Raw genomic sequence first — 18,965 nt, 5'->3', positions numbered from 1 at the left:
TCGACTAAATTGAAATATTACCACTTAAAAACAACAACTTAATGAAATTAAAAATATCAACACTGAACAAAATCGAACTTAGCCAAGATAGAAACTTAATTTTTGCACCATCTTGCAGAAAGTTGCACCACAAACGCTCATTTATATAAATCTAACAAAAATTTTACATACCACTTTAGGGGTAATTGCGTGCCACCTGCAATTTTTAAATTACTGAAATATATAGATTAAATTTTATTTGAATGAACAACTCGCAATCTGGCACCCTCCTTGCTCCACTAAAAACCAAGACTTAGAAAAAACATTTTTGTTTTTCTTGATGATTATGAATTGAGTGGAATCTCAACCCGGTATTCATCTGCTAACGACTAGAAATTAGATGCTAGTGATGGTGACGCCGAGAATAAGGAATGGATTATGAGCAAGAAGAAAATCGTCGTTGTTGGTAACGGCATGGTTGGACACAAATTTATCGACAACATCCTGCAATCAGACAGTGATGAGTTTGATGTTATTACTTTCAGTGAAGAGCCAAGGTTGGCCTACGACCGTGTTCAGTTGACGGCTTACTTCAAGCGCGGAAATGCCGAAGATTTAGCATTAACCAGCGAAGAGTATTACCAAAGCAATGGCGTCAATTACCTTCTCAACGCGAGAGTCGCTCAACTAGATACTGAAAATAAGTGCGTTGTGACTGAGTCGGGACATACCGAGAGTTATGACACCTTGATTCTGGCGACCGGTTCATTCCCTTTTGTTCCCCCTATTCCCGGTAACGACCAAGAACACTGCCACGTTTATCGCACCATCGAAGATTTAGACGCCATTGAACTATCTAGCAAAGGCAGTAAATCGGGCGTGGTTATTGGTGGTGGCCTGCTTGGCTTAGAAGCCGCAAACGCAGTCAAAAACCTTGGCTTGGAAACACATGTTGTTGAGTTTGCACCTCGCCTGATGGCCGTTCAATTAGATGACGGTGGCGGTGCCCTACTGCGCAGAAAAATTGAAGACCTTGGTGTGCAGGTTCATACCGAGAAAGCGACCTCTGAGATAGTCGCGGGTGAAAGCGCTCGCTACAGAATGAACTTTGCAGACGGCACCCACCTTGAAACCGATATGATCGTGTTCTCTGCCGGTATTCGCCCTCAAGATGCCCTAGCTCGAAGCTCTGATATCGCCATTGGTGAACGTGGCGGCATCGTGATTAACGATCACTGCCAAACCAACATCGACAACGTGTATGCGATTGGTGAATGTGCGCTTTGGGACAACAAGATCTTCGGCTTAGTCGCCCCTGGTTATTCCATGGCGAAAGTCGCGGCTTCGCATATTGTATCCGGCGGTACTGACGATGCTGCATTTACTGGTGCCGACATGAGCACCAAGCTCAAATTACTTGGCGTTGATGTTGCCAGTATCGGTGAAGTACATGACAAGACGGAAGGCGCTCAGTCGTATACCTATAACGATGAAATTGAACAAGTTTATAAGCGCCTGATCATCTCGGCAGACGGTACAAAGATTGTCGGTGCGGTATTGGTCGGTGATGCAGAAGCCTACGGTTCGCTACTGCAAATCAAACAAAATGACATGCCCCTCCCTGAAAACCCATCAGTACTGATTCTACCTAATGTCGCGGATGATTCAGGCTCGGCAATGGGTGTTGAAGCTCTGCCCGATAGCGCAGTGATTTGTTCGTGTTTTGATGTAACCAAAGGCGACATTAAAGACGCGGTTTCAGCGGGTTGCACCACGATGGCCGCATTGAAAGAAACCACTAATGCTTCAACAGGTTGTGGCGGTTGTTCTGCCCTTGCTAAACAGGTTCTCGATAGCGAGCTAAGTAACCTAGGTGTGGAAGTCTCTAACGATATCTGTGAGCACTTTGCGTATTCTCGCCAAGAGCTTACCGACATTATCCGCGTCAACAAAATCAAGACCTTCGATGAGCTGTTAGATTCTCACGGAAACGGATTGGGCTGTACCGTGTGTAAACCGGCTGTCGGTTCGATTCTGGCTTCCTACTGGAACGATTACATCCTCGAAGATCAACACATCGAACTGCAAGACACCAACGACATCTACCTTGGCAACATGCAAAAAGACGGCACCTACTCTGTGGTTCCGCGTATTGCTGGCGGTGAAATCACACCCGATAGACTGATTGTGCTTGGTGAAGTCGCTAAAGAGTTCGACCTGTACACCAAGATCACTGGTGGTCAACGTGTCGACTTGTTTGGCGCGCAACTTAACGAACTGCCAATCATCTGGAAAAAGCTAATCGATGCTGGTTTTGAAACGGGCCATGCCTACGGTAAGTCAGTACGTACCGTGAAATCGTGTGTCGGTAGCACTTGGTGTCGATACGGTGTCGACGACAGTGTTGGCTTAGCGATTCGACTTGAGAACCGCTACAAAGGCTTACGCTCACCCCACAAGATCAAGTTTGCGGTTTCTGGCTGTACGCGCGAATGTGCAGAAGCCCAATCAAAAGACTTTGGCATAATCGCCACCGACAAAGGTTGGAACCTCTACATCTGTGGTAACGGTGGTATGCGCCCTCGCCATGGTGACCTTTTCGCTACCGACCTTGATGAAACCACCCTGCTGCAATACATCGACCGCATTCTGATGTTCTATACACGTACCGCGGATCGCCTACAGCGTACATCGGTATGGATGGAAAACCTTGAAGGCGGCATTGAATACCTCAAGCAAGTCGTGATTGAAGACAAGCTCAACGTTGCTGAAGAACTTGAAGCCGATATCGCCCTTAACATCGAAAAATACCAGTGTGAATGGAAAACTACCATCGAAAACCCTGAAAAAATGAAGCGTTTCCAGCACTACATCAACAGCGAAGAAATGGACACTAGCCTGTCATTCATCAAAGAACGAGAGCAGCGTTTTCCTAAGCCGAGCTTGAGCTCTTCTTCAGATTCACAACGAGATGAAATGCTCACCAACGCAGACCAAATCGAAGTCACGGAAGTTTCGTAAGCCGAATTGACGGTCAGTGAATCAGTAACAACTAAACCCAATATCGATAGTCGACAGTGGCTCAGCCCAAGAAAACTGCTGTCGGCTATCACCCTAATTAAATTGATTATTAGTTTTATGTTTTGACTAGGAGAAAGTCATGGAAAATTGGACAACCGTATGCAACACCCGGGACCTAACCCCAAACGGTGGTATTTGCGCCAAAGTAGACGATAACCAAGTGGCTATTTTTTACTGCAAGCGCAGTGACACGCTTTATGGACTCTCTAATTACGATCCTGTTGGCAAGGCGAATGTGATGTCACGTGGTATCATTGGTTCATTAAGCGGTGAGCCTTACGTCGCCTCACCCTTATACAAGCAGCATTACCACTTAGAAACTGGCACGTGCCTTGAACAACCTGAACTCAAGCTCGTGAAATTTGAAGTTCGCAAGCAAGGAGAGCAGGTTCAGGTTCTCGCACCGCTTGCTATTGCCAGTTAACTAAACGCCGACATCATCATGTAAACGCTTTATCAGCGTGAGCAATTTCGGCACAGGGTTTAGCCACATTAATGCGTTCGAATCTCGGAAGTAACGCACAAGCTAAAGCCGGGTAATCTTCCAGATTTAAAGGATTTAAACCATGGATAACACAAAATTTTCGCTGCTTTCATTTACGGGTAAGATGAAAACCTTACACCTCAGTTGGATGGCCTTTTTTATCACCTTTGTCGTGTGGTTCAACTTTGCCCCACTACTGCAAATGGTGAAAACCTCGCTTGGCCTTTCAACTGAGGAAATCAAAACACTCCTTATTCTCAACGTTGCATTGACCATTCCGGCACGTGTCGCGATTGGTATGTTAACCGACCGATACGGCCCAAGATTAGTCTACTCTTCGCTACTCGCGGTCTGTTCAATCCCTTGTTTTATGTTTGCTCTGGCAGACTCTTTCATTCAAGCGGCGATTGCTCGTTTCCTATTAGGCTTCATCGGTGCAGGCTTCGTTGTCGGTATTCGCCTTGTGTCTGAGTGGTTCCCACACAATGAACTCGGTACGGCTGAAGGTATTTACGGCGGCTGGGGTAACTTCGGTTCAGCAGCGGCAGCATTCACGCTTCCAACTCTGGCTTTCGCATTTGGTGGTGACGATGGTTGGCGTTATGCGGTCGGTATCACTGGCCTTATGAGCTTAGCGTTCTCGTTTATCTTCTACAAAAATGTAACGGATACACCAAAAGGATCGACTTACTTCAAGCCTGCTCAAGTAACGGCAATGGAAGTGACATCCAAGGGTGACTTTTTCTTCCTACTCATTATGAAGGTCCCGATGTACGCCGCTATAGCGCTACTGACATGGAAGCTATCACCAAACAACATCAACATGTTGTCTGACATGGCGGTTAACTCGGTTTACGCAGGTTTAGCCGCACTTTACGTGTACGAAGTGTCGCAAGTTTGGAAGGTAAATAAGAACGTATTCAAAGAAGAAGTACCAGAAATTCACAGATACAAATTCAAGCAAGTTGCTGTGTTGAACGTGTTGTATTTCGCGACATTTGGTTCTGAACTGGCTGTTGTTTCTATGCTGCCACTGTTCTTCTCTGAAACCTTTGAATTAACGCCGGTTCTTGCGGGTATGGTTGCATCGGCTTATGCCTTTATGAACCTAATGTCTCGCCCAGGTGGTGGTTGGATTTCAGACAAATTCGGTCGTAAACCAACACTGCTTATTCTAACGATTGGTCTTGCTGTGGGTTACTTTGCAATGGGTCAAGTCGACAGTACATGGCCAGTATGGCTAGCGGTTGTTGCTGCAATGGCGTGTTCTTTCTTCGTACAAGCCGGTGAAGGTGCGGTGTTTGCAACAGTACCTCTGATTAAACGTCGTATGACAGGTCAAATTGCAGGTATGACTGGCGCTTACGGTAACGTGGGTGCGGTGGTTTACCTAACTGTGCTTTCATTCGTAAGTTACCAAACCTTCTTCTTGGTGATTGCAGGAACAGCAGTACTAGGCTTCGTTACTCTGATGTTCATGGAAGAGCCTAACGGCCAAATTGCTGAAGTGAATGACGACGGTAGCGTGACCTTGATTAACGTATCGAGCTAACCACTCATTGAATCGGGAGTAGTACCAAGGTGTGTTTCACCACTTTGGTACTACGTTCAAAGGCTCTGCATTCGCTAGAGCTTTTGTTCTTTCTCAGATGTGCTCTCAAGCAAATGAGAAGACGGCCAGTTAAGAAGAAGACCAGTTATGACAATTTCATTCAGCCAAGGGCAAGTCGTCACGCCGGAATCCAACAACCAGTTAACGCTTAAGTTTGGTGGTTATTCGAATCAAGGCGTACGTGATGAAAACCAAGATGCCATCATTGTAAAACACCCTAAAACTCGCGCAGAGCAAGAGTTGAAAGGCAGTGTTGCCTGCGTAGCAGACGGCGCGAGTTGCAGTGAACACGGCCAGAAAGCCAGTCACACCAGCGTGATGCAGTTTATAGACGACTATTACGCGACTCCCCAAAGCTGGAGCATTCAGCGTTCGGCGCAAAAGGTCTTAACGTCCCTCAATTCTTGGCTCTTCAACACGTCTGTTTCTAATATCCATCCCGCACAACAAGTGAACCACAATGCCCTCGTTTCGACGTTCAGCAGCGTGATATTAAAATCGAACACCGCACATATATTCCACGTTGGCGACAGTCGCATTTACTTACTAAGAGATGGTGAATTACGCCAACTGACCCGCGACCACACCCGTAAGAATATCGGGCAGAAGCATTACTTAACACGCGCCTTAGGCATGGATAACCAACTCAACGTTGACTATCAAACCCTGCCTATTAAGAAAAACGACTGCTTTATCCTCACTTCGGATGGTGTGCACGAGTTTGTCTCGCCCAACACATTCAATGAACACATCGATAAGCCTGGAGCGGATTTCGAATACGCAGCACAGACCATCTGTAACACCGCTTTAAGCCACAACAGTTCAGACAATGTGAGCTGCTTGATTGTGCAAGTTAGTCATCTACCTAAGCCTTCGCTCATCGAGTTCCATGAAAAACTGGCTAAACGAGCCATTCCGCCCGCTTTAAAGCTCGGACAAAGTATCGACAACTTTATGGTGCTTGAGGTGTTGTATGCAGGCTCTAGAAGCCATGTGTATCGTGTGATGCAAAAAGAGACACAAACCGAGTTCGTGTTAAAAGTCCCTTCCGTTCAATATCACGATAGCCCGTCGCAACTGAGAGCTTTCTTTAATGAACAATGGGCTGGCATCTTGCTGAACAATAAGAAGGTAATGAAGGTCTACCCGACGCCAGAGAACTCGCAATTTTTATATCAAATCTGCGAATGGGTAGAAGGCATCACGCTAAGACAATGGATGTACGACAATCCAAAACCGTCACTCAATGAAGTACGCGACATACTAGAAAAAATCACACAAGGTATTCGAGTATTACAACGCGCAGACATGGTGCACCGAGATTTAAAGCCCGGGAACATTATGCTTCAACATGATGGTGAGATAAAAATCATCGACCTTGGCGCTGTATTAGTCAGAGGACTTGAAGAGGGAGAGCTCGCAGACAAAGACGACACTCCATTAGGTGCGGTCAATTACATTGCACCCGAGACCATCAAACATAACACCGCGACCACCAGCTCAGATTTGTTCTCTATCGCTGTGATCGGCTATGAGATGCTAACTGGTGAATTGCCCTACTCTGAAATGACCGCACAATCACTTAAGCAATCTCGTCATCATCAGTGGGAATACCAACCCATCACTCAAAAACGAACTGACTTACCAAGCTGGGTGGATTTGGTGTTACAAAAAGCCTGCGCCGAATCGCCGAGCGAGCGTCATCAAGTGTTGGGGGATTTTGTGGCAGACCTTTACACGCCAAACCAAAGTTTGGTGAAAAGCAAAGCCAAGCAACCTTTGATAAACCGAAATCCAATCCAGTTTTGGAAGGTGTTGGCTTTGTTGCTCGGCATTGTTGCCATTGTAGAGTTGGGCTTATTGCTTAGTTCAAGTTAAGTGTCCAAGTTCGAGTTAATTACAGGTTCGAGTTAACTCCAAGTTCGAGCTAAGTGTCCAAATCTAACCTAGCTTGTTTAAACTAACTGGAATTAGCCTCGTCTCACTAAACTTCTCGGCACGAGTTCAATACCCGCTTGGTAACGCTTAGCGGATGCATTTAACGCCAAAGCAAAAGCGCTGTCGGCAATTACTTCAAACTGCTGCGGCAGTGAATGGACTTTAAAAGGCAAGAAGTCGAGCAGTCGGTTATCACCAAAGGTTGCCAGTTTTACTTGATTAATCAGCTCTGGTTTTTCAACCATTACATCCAACACACCCTCTAACAAGGTGTAAGACATAGTCACAATCGCATCAGGAACCGTGCCTTTTGCAATCCAACCCTCAAAAACCTCTCGCCCAGATTCCCTATCAAAGTGCTCACCATAACCCACAACCATCGGCTTGTTTTCTGCGAGCCCTGTTTGTTGAGTATGTGCTTTATTCGCAGCTTCAAAACCTAGGTGACGTTCGCGTGAGATATTTAGATCAGGAAGTGCGCCTATCAAACCAACACTATGAATATTGTCATCGAGAATCGAATGCGTCAGTTCAAATGCGGCTTCGAAATCTTCACTGAGTACGCAAGCAAAGTGCTCATCATCTAACGGACGGTCAATTGCGATCACAGGCGTTCCTGAGTTTTGCAACTTTAAGTAGAACTCGTTGGCGTCTGGCATTGAGCTCGCAACCAGCAAGGCATCAATACGACGACTTACCAAAGCTTCAGCCACTTTTCGTTCTGTTTCAGCATCATCATCAGAACAACCAATCAATATCTGGTAGCCCACTTTGCGTGAATTCTGCTCTATCAATTTTGCCAAACGCGCGTAACTGCTGTTTTCCAGATCCGGAATAATCAAACCAAATGAACGGCTATTACCAGCTCGCAACGACGAAGCGGCGTGGTCTGGACGGTAATTATACTCTTCTACAACCGCCATGACTTTCTGTTGAGTCTTTTCACTGATTCTGTATTTCTGCGCCTTGCCGTTGATGACATAACTGGCTGTGGTTTTCGATACTCCAGCCAACTTAGCGATTTCATCAAGTGTCATATGAGTGACCTGTATTTTGTGCGTAGGATCATATAACGAATGATCTGATCCCTGGATTAGTTGAATTATATGCTGAATCGATTCAGTATAAAAGCTGAAAGGATTCAGCAAAATCTGAAAAGTGACTTCAATCATCCTTTTGAATGAATCGAGCGTCATTTGTTGTTAATAAGCTTTCGTTATTTAGCTTTTCGTTATCCACGAATCAGACCGAATTAACGACACGCAGCAAAACTATTTTGAAAATCGAAATTGGCTTTGCTGAATTTTTTTACACTGAATGCTGAACCGATTCAGCTAAAGTAAAGCAAAGAGTAAAGTTCACTAATTCTTGCTCTAGTTGGAATCGTAGCGACACACAAATTCTCAAGCGATACGCTAAAGAGGCACCATGCTTAAATTATCAAAATCTGACATCACTCTAGGCCAAACGGCCAATGATAAGTTCCAAGCAATCCAAAATATTGCAGGCGACCTAACAGCCAAAGGCTTAGTTGACTCTGGCTACGTTGAAGGAATGCTGAACCGTGAAAACCAGAACTCTACGTTCCTTGGCAACGGTATCGCGATTCCTCATGGAACGACTGACACTCGTGGCCTAGTGAAAGAGACAGGCGTTGCGGTACACCACTTCCCTGAAGGTATTGATTGGGCAGACGGAAACCGTGTTTACGTTGCGATTGGTATTGCAGCTAAATCTGATGAGCACTTAGGCATTCTTAAGCAACTGACCAAAGTGCTAGCGGCAGACGGTGTTGAAGAGAAATTAAAGCAAGCAAAATCAGAAGACGAAATCATCGCCCTACTTAATGGCGAAGTTCAGCTAGAAGCAGACCTAGACGCTTCTTTAGTTCAGCTACTGTTCCCTGCAAGCGACATGATTCAAATGTCTGCAGTTGCGGGCGGCCTACTTAAGAACACAGGTTGCACAGACAACGCATTCGTTGCCGACCTTGTGACAAAAACACCAACTCACCTAGGCCAAGGCCTATGGTTGTTGGGCAGCGACAAAGGTGTAACTCGCACTGGCGTATCTTTCGTTTCAACAGCGAACCATTGTGAGTACGAAGGCACACCAGTTAAAGCATTGGTAGCATTCGCCGCTTGTAACAGCGCACACCAATCGATTCTGGCAAACCTAAGCAAGATGGTTTTCGAAGGTAAGCAACAACAACTGTTGACTGCAGATGCAGCGCAAGTCATTGGCCTTCTAAAAGGTGAAGCGGTTTCTACAGCTTCTCAAGACGACGACAACTGCGCAGTATTCAAAATCAAAAACGCACACGGCCTACACGCTCGTCCGGGCGCAATGCTAGTCGCTGAAGCGAAGAAGTTTGAATCAACAATCCGCGTGTCAAACCTAGATGGCGACGGAAAAGAAGTGAACGCGAAGAGCTTGATGAAAGTAATCGCTCTTGGCGTTAAACACGGCCACCAGCTTCAATTTGTTGCTGAAGGTGATGACGCAGCACAAGCACTTGAGTCTATTGGCAAAGCTATCGCTTCTGGCCTTGGCGAAGGTTAGGAAATCGATATGTCTGATAAACAAATCAAAGCCGTTACCGTAACCCTAAACCCTGCTCTAGATCTGACAGGTAGCATCGATGTGCTAAACGTAGGTTCAGTTAGCTTGGTGAACAAAAGCTCACTGCATGCAGCGGGCAAAGGCGTAAACGTAGCAAAAGTTCTTTCAGAACTTGGCGCAAAAGTGACAGTGACTGGCTTCCTTGGTCGCAATAACGAAGAAGCGTTCTGCCAACTGTTCGAACAGATGGGCGCAACTGACCGCTTTATTCGTGTCGACGGCGCAACTCGCATCAACGTGAAGTTAGTAGAAGAAAGTGGTCAAGTTAGCGACATCAACTTCCCTGGCGTAGCGGTAACACCGATTGCCATCGAGCAGTTTGAGCGCACTCTATTCGGGTTAGCTGAAGACCACGAATATTTCGTGATTGCAGGCAGCTTACCTCAGGGCATTTCACCTATGTTATGCGCATCGTGGATTCAGAAACTTCACGATATGGGCAAGAAAGTGTTATTCGACAGCAGCCGTGATGCACTTAAAGCGGGACTCGATGCACAACCATGGCTGATCAAGCCAAACGATGAAGAGCTATCTCAGTTATTCAACGCCGAACTAACTACACGCGACCAATGCCAACACGCAGGCCAAGCCCTAAGTGAAAAAGGCATCGATAACATCGTTGTGTCACTTGGTGCTGAAGGTGTGATGTGGCTTAACCAAGGTGAGTGGTTACACGCTCAACCACCGCGCATGCAAGTAGTAAGCACGGTAGGTGCAGGTGACACCTTAGTTGCAGGCCTATGTTGGGGTCACATGCAACAGATGCCAAAACCAGAACTTATTCAATTCGCAACCGCCCTATCTGCTCTAGCAGTTTCACAGGTAGGCGTGGGTGTAACCAGCCAACAAGAGCTGGATTCAGTACGACAAAATATCCAATTACAGGCGCTTAGTGCTCCAACTAGTCAGTTAGACACAAGTAAATAGGACAAAGGGATTATTATGAATATTACCATCATCACAGCTTGCCCAAGTGGCGTAGCAAACAGCATCATCGCAGCAGGCTTGTTAGAGCAAGCTTCAAAAACACTGGGTTGGAACGCCGCTATTGAATGTCAATCTAGCGTATTACCTAACTCTCCAGTATCACAAGACACGATCGACAGCAGCGATGTTGTGGTTATTGCTGCCAACACAAACATTGATAAAGCGCGCTTTGTTGGCAAAAAAGTGTACCAAGCAGCTATCTCTGAATGCACAGCAGATGCAAAAGCATTTCTAGAGAAAGCGGTAGCAGAAGCAACGGTATTAGACGCTTCTCAAGTTGAAAAAGCAGTTACCGTTACTAGTACTTCAACAAACTCTTCTACAACAGTAAGCACAGGCAGCAAGAAGATCGTAGCGATTACCGCTTGCCCAACGGGTGTTGCACATACCTTTATGGCAGCTGAAGCGCTGGAAGCAGAAGGCAAACGCCTAGGTCACCAGATCAAAGTGGAAACTCGCGGCTCTGTAGGTGCGAAAAACCAACTGACAGACCAAGAAATCGCAGACGCTGATCTTGTTATCATCGCTGCCGACATCGACGTTCCTCTTGATCGTTTCAACGGCAAAGCGCTATACAAAACCACAACAGGTCCTGCTTTGAAGAAAACAAAGCAAGAGATGGAAAAAGCATTCGCTGAAGCTAAGCCATACCAGCACACAGCGTCTTCAAATTCAGCGCCTGCTGATGAGAAGAAAGGTGTGTACAAGCACCTAATGACAGGTGTATCTCACATGCTTCCTGTGGTTGTTGCGGGTGGTTTGATCATCGCACTGTCTTTCGTATTCGGTATCGAAGCGTTCAAAGAAGAAGGCACATTAGCAGCAGCATTGATGACTATCGGTGGTGGTTCTGCATTCGCACTGATGATTCCTGTTCTTGCTGGTTTCATTGCATTCTCTATTGCTGACCGTCCGGGTCTGGCTCCAGGTCTAATTGGCGGTATGTTGGCTAGCTCAACAGGCGCAGGTTTCCTAGGTGGTATCGCAGCGGGTTTCATTGCGGGTTACGCAGCAAAATTCATTGCCGACAAGGTTCAACTTCCACAATCCATGGAAGCCCTCAAACCAATTCTGATCATTCCGTTTATCGCGAGTTTGTTCACTGGTTTGGTCATGATTTACATCGTTGGTGGTCCAGTTTCAGGCGTGATGAGCGCAATGACAGACTTCCTAAACAACATGGGAACGTCTAATGCGATTCTTCTGGGTGTGATTCTAGGCGCAATGATGTGTTTCGACCTTGGTGGTCCAGTAAACAAAGCGGCTTACACGTTCGGTGTTGGTCTATTGGCTTCACAAACTTACGCACCAATGGCAGCAATCATGGCTGCAGGTATGGTTCCGGCTCTAGGTATGGGCCTTGCAACTTTCCTAGTGAAAGACAAGTTTGAAGCAGGCGAGCGCGAAGCAGGTAAAGCATCATTCGTTCTTGGACTATGTTTCATCTCTGAAGGTGCAATCCCATTCGCAGCGAAAGACCCAATGCGTGTTATCCCAGCATGTATGGCAGGTGGCGCACTAACGGGCGCTCTATCAATGATGTTTGGTGCACAACTAATGGCTCCACACGGCGGCTTGTTCGTACTGCTAATTCCTGGCGCTATCTCTCCAGTGCTTATGTATCTAGTGGCGATTGCAGCAGGTACAGCGGTAACAGGTTTTGGTTATGCAGCTCTTAAAAAGATGAGCGATTCTAAAGTGACTGCAGAGGCTTAATCCCCCTACTCTGTTTAGCGGTTAAGGCTGACGAACAGAGGCTCTTGATAAAACAGTCCCTTGTTAAAACTGTTCCTTGGTAAAGCAAAAGGCTCCTCAATTGAGGAGCCTTTTTATTATTCGTTGTCTTGGGTCGTTAAGATGGGCAACTGGAATGAGAAGGTCACGCCTTCAACATCATCCATATCGATCTGACGAATCATCTCTACCAAATAACCTTGCACATCTAACTTCAAACCTTGTTGCTCAACCGCCTTAAACAGAGCTTCTAACGCTGTGCTGTACGCCACATCTGAAACCAGATAAACGTCGCTGCATAAGTAGTAGCCTTCAGGAATGGTCATATCATAACGATCTTTCGCGACTTGCCAATTTCCAATTTCAGCGTCGATGTCGTCCCATTTATTATTCATTTGCTTGATCGGCGTAGTGCCCATCAAGTGAGTCGACTTCTGACCATAGATTTCAAATACCGTGTCCCAATCAGGATCTTCCAACTTAAGCTTTTGCATGCCGCGTTCTGGATACCAAACTAGCTCGATCGGCATAGACTTAACTAGCTCTTTCTCCATAGAAGACTGCACACCTGGATGTGCTAATTTCTGGATGAATTCTGCCGTTTCCTTAGGTGTCGCGTTATAGCCCATTTCTCGAATATGTTTTGCTGTAACACCGAGCTCACGCTTGAGCGCCTTACCTAATGACTGTGACGATGAGTAGCCACAATACTGAGCAATTTCAATCACGCTCCACGGCTCATCATTGATCAACAAACCGACCGCGATTTGTAACCGAACACGGCTTAGATACTGGCCAGGAGTTTCATTAAACAACTCGGTAAACTGACGATGAAAGTGATAAGGCGAAATCGCGATCTCTGTTGCAATTTCTTCCCACGTACGACGCTCACCCCACTCTTCATGCATCAAGGTCAATGCATGCGTAAAGCGTTTTTGAAGGTGCTCTGGCAAAGATTCAATCAATGTAATCTCAGGCACCAGTTTAAAAGCTGGTTCTAAATGCAAAGCAGGTTTATTCTCTTGCGTCATACAGTCTTAGGTCTCTGGTACATTGGCTTTAGTCTTACTGTCGGTTAGCTTCGCTGAATTGGACAGCTTGGCTTCACTATCGTCTTTGTCCTTTATAAAATCAATCACGAGCGCTCCAAAGTGAGTTCTTCTAATGAATCTTGTTCGTCCGCTTCTTTTTCAATTAGATTTTCAACTAGCGGGGGCTTGCGGCAAAACAGGCCAAGCAACACGGGAATCAAAATCAGAGTTACCGCAGTGGCAAACAGCTCGCCAAACACCAAAGATACTGCCGCTGGTTTCAAGTATTGCGCCTGCTCTGCGGTTTCGCTTAGCAATGGCAACAATCCACACACCGTTGTAATGGTGGTCAAGAAAATCGCCCTCAAGCGGCTAGTACCCGCAATGACTAACGCTTGCTGTAACGGCACCCCTTGGCGGTATTCAGCGTTAAAACGAGTAATCAACACCAACGAATCATTAATCACGATGCCTGTCATGGCCATCATTCCAAACAACGATAGAATACTGATGGGTAAGTCCATCAAGTAGTGACCAAAAATCGCGCCCGCAAAACCAAACGGGATTACCGCCATGATGATCAGCGGCTGCCAGTAAGATTTCAAAGGCACAGCCAACAAGGTGTAGATCATCAACAACGTCAGAATCATCGCTGATTTAAAGCCATCCGACACTTCCCCTATCTCTTCAAACTCACCGCCCGCTTTGATGATTACGCTTGGATATTGTAGGTGCAGAGATTCAATCGACTCTTCGAGTTGCTCACGTGTTTTCTCTGGTGATTGTAGGTCGCGGTTCTGCTTCCAATACAGGTTGATCACTTGCTCTCGGTCGCGGCGGTAAACCACTTGCGGTTCTTGCTCATGACGAAACTCAGCAATATCCCCCATCATCACACTTCCGCCATTAGGTAACATGATAAGTGCCTGTTGTAGCTGAGCTAAGGTTCTGCGCTCCTTTCTCGGATATTGCAGAAGCACCTTGGTCTCTTGCCCATTTTCTAACAGGCGATGCACTTCTCTTTCGCCAAACGCTTCGCCTGCTAACTGAGCCAGTTTCGCTTGAGTTAACCCAAGCTGCTGACCATATTGATTCAATACCAAGCGAACTTGCGGTAAACCATCCTGACCGTCGTCGTAAACATCCGATACGCCTTTCAACGAAGCCAAAGTGTCCGCTAGCTCCTCGCTAACGAGAGAAGCAAGCTCACGATCATTGGAAGAGATCGTTAAGAATGTTCCACCAGCAGGCTCCTCTGCCGCGCTGAACTTAACCGAGTAAGCGCCTTCGATTTGACCTGTATTTTCTCTCCATCGCTTCAATAATAAATTACCCGGCAGTGAGCTTAAGGATTCGTTGGTGAGCTCAGCTGTGACTTCGATTTCGCCATAGCCATCAGACCAAGCAAGCAGGTTCACAACAGGCTTTTCCTGTAATGGGTAATCGTCCATTAAACCCTTTTCGACCTGTGTCATCGCTTGCTCAACTTGCAACAAGGCTTGGCGCTGTAAAGGCAACGGAGCGCCATCTTCCAGTTCAATAACCGCGGTGATGTAACGCCCCGGAATTTCAGGGAACAATGCACTGCGAATCGCACCGTTAGACCACATGCCATAAGCCAGTGAGATAACCGCCACAAACCCAAGCAAGGACGCGACTTTGTAGCCAAGTGCAAACTCCAATACTGGCTTGTAGATGTTGAGATTAAACCACTGTAACCCGCCTTGAGCGGCATTCTGAACCTTAGCGAACAAACCCTTTGATGGCTTTTTCACAGATAGCTGAGCCAAGTGTGACGGCAAGATAAATTTACTTTCGATAAGCGAGAATATCAGCGCAAAGATCACCACTGCTGAAAACCCAGCCAATACTTTGGCTAACTCGTTATTAATCCATAGCATTGGAGAAAACGCAGCGATGGTTGTGAGCACACCAAACACGGTAGCCACTGATACTGAGTTAACGCCCTGCCAAGCGGCTGTCTTTCCGTTTAGATTTGAGGAGCCGTTTATATTTAAATTCCCTGAGCTACTGACGTTACCCGTCCGTTTTTCATGTATCGCTTCACCTACAACAACCGCATCATCCACCAGCACACCGAGTACCAAGATAAAACCAAACAAGGTGATGTCGTTGATGCTGTAGTTGAACAACTGCATTGCTGCCAACGTTCCAGTCAGCGCAATTGGGATGCCCATCGCGACCCAAAAGGCGAGCCTGATTTCAAGAAAGATCCCAAGTAGAACTACGACGATCAATAAGCCTTGCCATGCGTTCTCACTCAAACGAAATAACTGCTCTTCAATGTAAGGTGCCATGTCGGCCATGGTATTCAACTCAATATCCGACGGCAAAATCGCGCGTTGGGCATCAAGCGTTTCACTGATCGCTTCACTGACTTTAAGCAGGTTGTCGGTTTGGCTCGTACTGACCAATAATGCGATGGCGTTAGAGCCGTTGTTACGCACGATAGAACCACTGTATTGGTAGCCACGACTTAACTTGGCGATATCACCCAACAGTATTTTTCCGTTGCTTCCTGAAATCACAACAAGTTGGTTCAACTTCTGTAAATCATCGGCGTAACCGTCACCACGAATCACCATTCGACCTTTGTCACTGATTAGTTCACCGCTACGAGTCTCAAGCGAACGCTGCTCAACGAGCTCTGCGAGGTCTTCTAAGCTCAATCCTAGCGCTTTCAGTTGGTCAGGATCGGGTTCGATAACCAGTTGAGATGTGCGAGTTCCCCAATTTGATACCTTCGAGATACGCGGATTCTTCTTCAGTGCTTGTTCAAGTTGCTTGGCGATGGGTTGCAGTTCGTCATCGGTTCTTGGCCCAGACACCACCACAAACGCCGCCAAATTGGTAAATTCGTTTCGCACAACTTGTGGTCTGTCCGCTTGCACGGGAAAACCATTGATCGCGTTGACTTGATTACGAATGTCGTCCAGAAGCTTGTCTAAATCTGTGCTGCTGGTTTTACGAACCATGACCTGAGAAATCCCAGCACTCGACTGACTGGTGATCTGTTTGATGCCTGCAATACCACTGATTGACTCTTCGATTCGCTGCGTAACACTCTCATCGATCTGTTGCGCCGTACCGCCAGGGTAAGTAACGCTGATACTGATGGAAGACGGTGCTATTTGTGGGAACGACTCGACACGCAATTGTCCAAACGCAAGCACACCACTGATAACAATCGCCATCATCAATAAATTGGCAGCAACAGGGTTATTGATAAACCATTTGGTCATCCAACTCATTGGTTTACCTCCTCAGTCTGTTCATCATCCGATTGGCTCGCGATCATGGATTCTGAACTATCATCTTGGTAGAAGTTAGGCTCAACTTGTTTACCAATTAACATCGATGAAAGCGGATATTGCACCACTCTGCGAACCTGTTCACTTTGCTGATTAAACCGAATATCAAGCACCTGATTACCTTGTCCAATCAAATATACCGACTCTTTACGTAGACGATCATTGTTGTCTAACGTCCACACATACCCGTCTCGTGTCATCGCACTTAAAGGTACGCTGACTACGTTATCCTTCAGCCTTAGGTTAACCACGGCTTGAACCTGTTGATTTGGAAACAATCTTGGCTTGCTTTGATAAGGCGCCTCAACCGAAAGCACGACTTGTCTTTGACGAGTGACCGAATCAACTTGCGGAGACACATAACGCACCTTTGCAGGCCACTGATCCCCAGAGCGGTTCACGACAGTGATACTTGGCTCAGTAAGGGCGGCTTGAACTTGTTGCCAATGCATTTCAGAAATCGGCAACTCAATATCAATCGAATCACTGGCAGCCAATTCAAAGGTCACTTGCCCCGCCTCTATCCACTCTCTCGGACTGATATGGCGTTTCATGATCACCGCATTAAAGGGCGCAGTAATCACTGATTCGTCCAACAACTTCTGTGCACTCAGGTAAGCCTGTTTCGCTTGTTTGAGATTAGCTTTCGCTGCAAGTAATTGAGGCTCTCTGCGAGCAAAAGACGAGCTCGTTTTCGGGTTCAGCATTTTTAACGCAACCGTTTGCTCATGCTTAGCCTGCTTCAACTCTAATTCTGCTTGTTTCAATGAGCTCAACGCCTGAGCCAAGTTCGCATCAACTGCGCTAGTATCTAACCTTGCTAACACATCGCCTTTGTTAACCAAATTCCCCGGTTCAACGCTTTCATCTAGCCATTTCAACTGTGCACTACTGGATGCTTTCAACTGCACAGGCCAACGAGCAGCAGTTACACCTAATACCGTTAGCGTTGATTGATGCTGTGATGGTGTTACCTCTAACACTGAAACTGGGGCAAGGACGGCTTCTTTCTTCACTGGCTGGGTAGCTTCAGGTTCCAATTCATCAACGACAACCAACGCGATAAAGATGGCTGCGCAACCGACTAATACAGAAAGTGGCTTTTTAAATTTCATGAGGTATCCCCTTGGTAACCTGTTGAGTGGAGGTGTGATTAAGGCGCTGACTGATTTCAGTGAGACGAGAAAGGGTTTGTAGCGTGATTGGTAGCATCACTGCGGTTTCAACAAACTCGAGTGAATAAGTGACGATGGAGAACACTTGACCAGCGGTCGGCTCGATAAGCTGACTCACCATCCATAAATTGCCGATAACCGCGCCAAATAACACGATAAAAATCAGCCCATAGACAACAGCTTCGGTATCAGACAGCTTGATTTCACACTGTTTTAGACGTTCAAAGTGCCAACGAAGCGCTGACAAGCGAACACCACTCAGTAGTTTCACTTGCTGTTCAACTTGGTCGTTAAATTGGCCATTGAGTCGTGTAAAGGTTCGGTGGAATACGCCGTAGATAACCAGAATCGACAGCCCTGCAAACAACATGCAAAGTGCCAATGAGAAGTGAAACGTTGAGAGGATAACCACCGTCGCGACCAGCTGAACTATCGCGGTCATCAAAGTAGGCAAATCATCTTCTAGGAAATCAACCAGCTCACGAGACATGGTTAGCCGGGCGTCTTTGGTCGAAATAGACAAACCGCGCAGGTTACGCTCAACAAGGTTTGCCAGTTTTACGCGAATAGCACCATACACACGGGTATCGTAAAAACGGCGAACGACACTGATGATCACCAGTACAAAAAGAATCAGTGCCAACATCATCAAAGGCTGAAAGCTTTGGTTTAGCACTCCGTCTATGGCGTGACCAATAAACAGTGGCAGCAGAATAAGCATCACGTTTTCAGCCAATACCATTAACCAAGTCGCGGCGACCTTTAATGGATTAAGCCGAATAATCGTCAGCAGAGAGATGGGATGTTTGAATAGCATTATTGAGCCCATAAATGAATATGGCGCCAGTATTACCAATCCAACATGGAAAAAAGTGTCCCAAATTGCTGTATTAACAAATTAGACGACAGACTCGCTTAGTCACTAGCTCGGTTACCTTTTGTTTACCTCGCCTCCTTTATTGTCCTTGATAAGAAAAATGAACAACAAGG

General features: G+C 46.4%; 12 protein-coding genes. 7 read left to right on the top strand and 5 right to left on the bottom strand.

Annotation, left to right across the window (positions count from 1 at the left end):
* Positions 1-417 precede the first annotated feature (417 nt).
* The 4 genes from nirB (at position 418) to ACED60_RS00225 (ending at position 7,034) form a co-directional block, all read left to right on the top strand.
* Positions 418-3,000 (top strand): nitrite reductase large subunit NirB, encoded by a 2,583-nt coding sequence (gene nirB / locus ACED60_RS00240; protein ID WP_371726619.1) that lies wholly within the window; start codon positions 418-420, stop codon positions 2,998-3,000.
* A gap of 139 nt (positions 3,001-3,139) precedes the next feature.
* Positions 3,140-3,484: a nitrite reductase small subunit NirD gene (nirD, locus tag ACED60_RS00235; RefSeq protein WP_102307015.1), complete on the top strand. Its 345-nt coding sequence runs from the start codon at positions 3,140-3,142 to the stop codon at positions 3,482-3,484.
* Between the two features lie 142 nt (positions 3,485-3,626).
* Positions 3,627-5,096, top strand: coding sequence for a NarK family nitrate/nitrite MFS transporter (locus ACED60_RS00230; protein WP_371726618.1), 1,470 nt, complete (start codon positions 3,627-3,629; stop codon positions 5,094-5,096).
* A 147-nt stretch (positions 5,097-5,243) separates the two neighbouring features.
* Positions 5,244-7,034: a protein kinase gene (locus ACED60_RS00225; protein ID WP_371726617.1), complete on the top strand. Its 1,791-nt coding sequence runs from the start codon at positions 5,244-5,246 to the stop codon at positions 7,032-7,034.
* 92 nt (positions 7,035-7,126) lie between these two features.
* Here the strand turns inward: ACED60_RS00225 and cra are convergent, their stop codons facing one another.
* On the bottom strand, positions 7,127-8,131 hold the full coding sequence (gene cra, locus ACED60_RS00220; RefSeq protein WP_009844886.1) for a catabolite repressor/activator: 1,005 nt from the start codon (positions 8,129-8,131) through the stop codon (positions 7,127-7,129).
* A gap of 391 nt (positions 8,132-8,522) precedes the next feature.
* Between cra and fruB the strand changes: the two genes are divergently transcribed.
* Genes fruB through fruA form a run of 3 tightly spaced genes read left to right on the top strand, consistent with a single transcriptional unit; the run spans position 8,523 to position 12,419 of the window.
* Positions 8,523-9,656 carry a fused PTS fructose transporter subunit IIA/HPr protein gene (fruB, locus tag ACED60_RS00215; RefSeq protein WP_009844885.1) on the top strand — a complete coding sequence of 378 codons (1,134 nt, stop codon included), beginning with the start codon at positions 8,523-8,525 and terminating at the stop codon, positions 9,654-9,656.
* Positions 9,657-9,665: 9 nt separating this feature from the next.
* Positions 9,666-10,643 (top strand): 1-phosphofructokinase, encoded by a 978-nt coding sequence (gene pfkB, locus ACED60_RS00210; protein ID WP_371726616.1) that lies wholly within the window; start codon positions 9,666-9,668, stop codon positions 10,641-10,643.
* Between the two features lie 15 nt (positions 10,644-10,658).
* Positions 10,659-12,419 carry a PTS fructose transporter subunit IIBC gene (fruA, locus tag ACED60_RS00205; protein ID WP_135384227.1) on the top strand — a complete coding sequence of 587 codons (1,761 nt, stop codon included), beginning with the start codon at positions 10,659-10,661 and terminating at the stop codon, positions 12,417-12,419.
* A gap of 116 nt (positions 12,420-12,535) precedes the next feature.
* On the opposite strand, the gene ACED60_RS00200 is transcribed toward fruA, so the two are convergent.
* The 4 genes from ACED60_RS00200 to ACED60_RS00185 form a co-directional block, all read right to left on the bottom strand.
* The gene (locus ACED60_RS00200) at positions 12,536-13,468 is read right to left on the bottom strand and encodes a helix-turn-helix transcriptional regulator (protein WP_371726615.1); all 933 of its coding nucleotides are present in this window, start codon (positions 13,466-13,468) and stop codon (positions 12,536-12,538) included.
* 104 nt (positions 13,469-13,572) lie between these two features.
* Positions 13,573-16,740 (bottom strand): efflux RND transporter permease subunit, encoded by a 3,168-nt coding sequence (locus tag ACED60_RS00195; RefSeq protein ID WP_371726614.1) that lies wholly within the window; start codon positions 16,738-16,740, stop codon positions 13,573-13,575.
* A complete protein-coding gene (locus tag ACED60_RS00190) occupies positions 16,737-17,915 on the bottom strand; it encodes an efflux RND transporter periplasmic adaptor subunit (RefSeq protein ID WP_371726613.1) in 1,179 nt (392 codons plus the stop codon). The genes ACED60_RS00195 and ACED60_RS00190 overlap by 4 nt, the downstream gene beginning before the upstream one ends.
* A complete protein-coding gene (locus ACED60_RS00185; protein ID WP_371726612.1) occupies positions 17,905-18,792 on the bottom strand; it encodes an ABC transporter six-transmembrane domain-containing protein in 888 nt (295 codons plus the stop codon). Before ACED60_RS00185 ends, ACED60_RS00190 begins: the two co-directional genes overlap by 11 nt.
* Positions 18,793-18,965: the final 173 nt, after the last annotated feature.

Source organism: Vibrio sp. 1F279, from assembly GCF_041439815.1.
Lineage (GTDB): Bacteria > Pseudomonadota > Gammaproteobacteria > Enterobacterales > Vibrionaceae > Vibrio > Vibrio tasmaniensis_A.
This window is presented reverse-complemented; position numbering and strand designations above follow the sequence as displayed.

Coding starts and splice junctions, on each gene's coding strand:
- ACED60_RS00225 (WP_371726617.1), top strand. CDS start 5,244: ATGACAATTTCATTCAGCCAAGGGCAAGTCGTCACGCCGGAATCCAAC.
- ACED60_RS00230 (WP_371726618.1), top strand. CDS start 3,627: ATGGATAACACAAAATTTTCGCTGCTTTCATTTACGGGTAAGATGAAA.
- ACED60_RS00195 (WP_371726614.1), bottom strand. CDS start 16,740: ATGAGTTGGATGACCAAATGGTTTATCAATAACCCTGTTGCTGCCAAT.
- nirB (WP_371726619.1), top strand. CDS start 418: ATGAGCAAGAAGAAAATCGTCGTTGTTGGTAACGGCATGGTTGGACAC.
- ACED60_RS00190 (WP_371726613.1), bottom strand. CDS start 17,915: ATGAAATTTAAAAAGCCACTTTCTGTATTAGTCGGTTGCGCAGCCATC.
- fruB (WP_009844885.1), top strand. CDS start 8,523: ATGCTTAAATTATCAAAATCTGACATCACTCTAGGCCAAACGGCCAAT.
- ACED60_RS00200 (WP_371726615.1), bottom strand. CDS start 13,468: ATGACGCAAGAGAATAAACCTGCTTTGCATTTAGAACCAGCTTTTAAA.
- nirD (WP_102307015.1), top strand. CDS start 3,140: ATGGAAAATTGGACAACCGTATGCAACACCCGGGACCTAACCCCAAAC.
- ACED60_RS00185 (WP_371726612.1), bottom strand. CDS start 18,792: ATGCTATTCAAACATCCCATCTCTCTGCTGACGATTATTCGGCTTAAT.
- fruA (WP_135384227.1), top strand. CDS start 10,659: ATGAATATTACCATCATCACAGCTTGCCCAAGTGGCGTAGCAAACAGC.
- pfkB (WP_371726616.1), top strand. CDS start 9,666: ATGTCTGATAAACAAATCAAAGCCGTTACCGTAACCCTAAACCCTGCT.
- cra (WP_009844886.1), bottom strand. CDS start 8,131: ATGACACTTGATGAAATCGCTAAGTTGGCTGGAGTATCGAAAACCACA.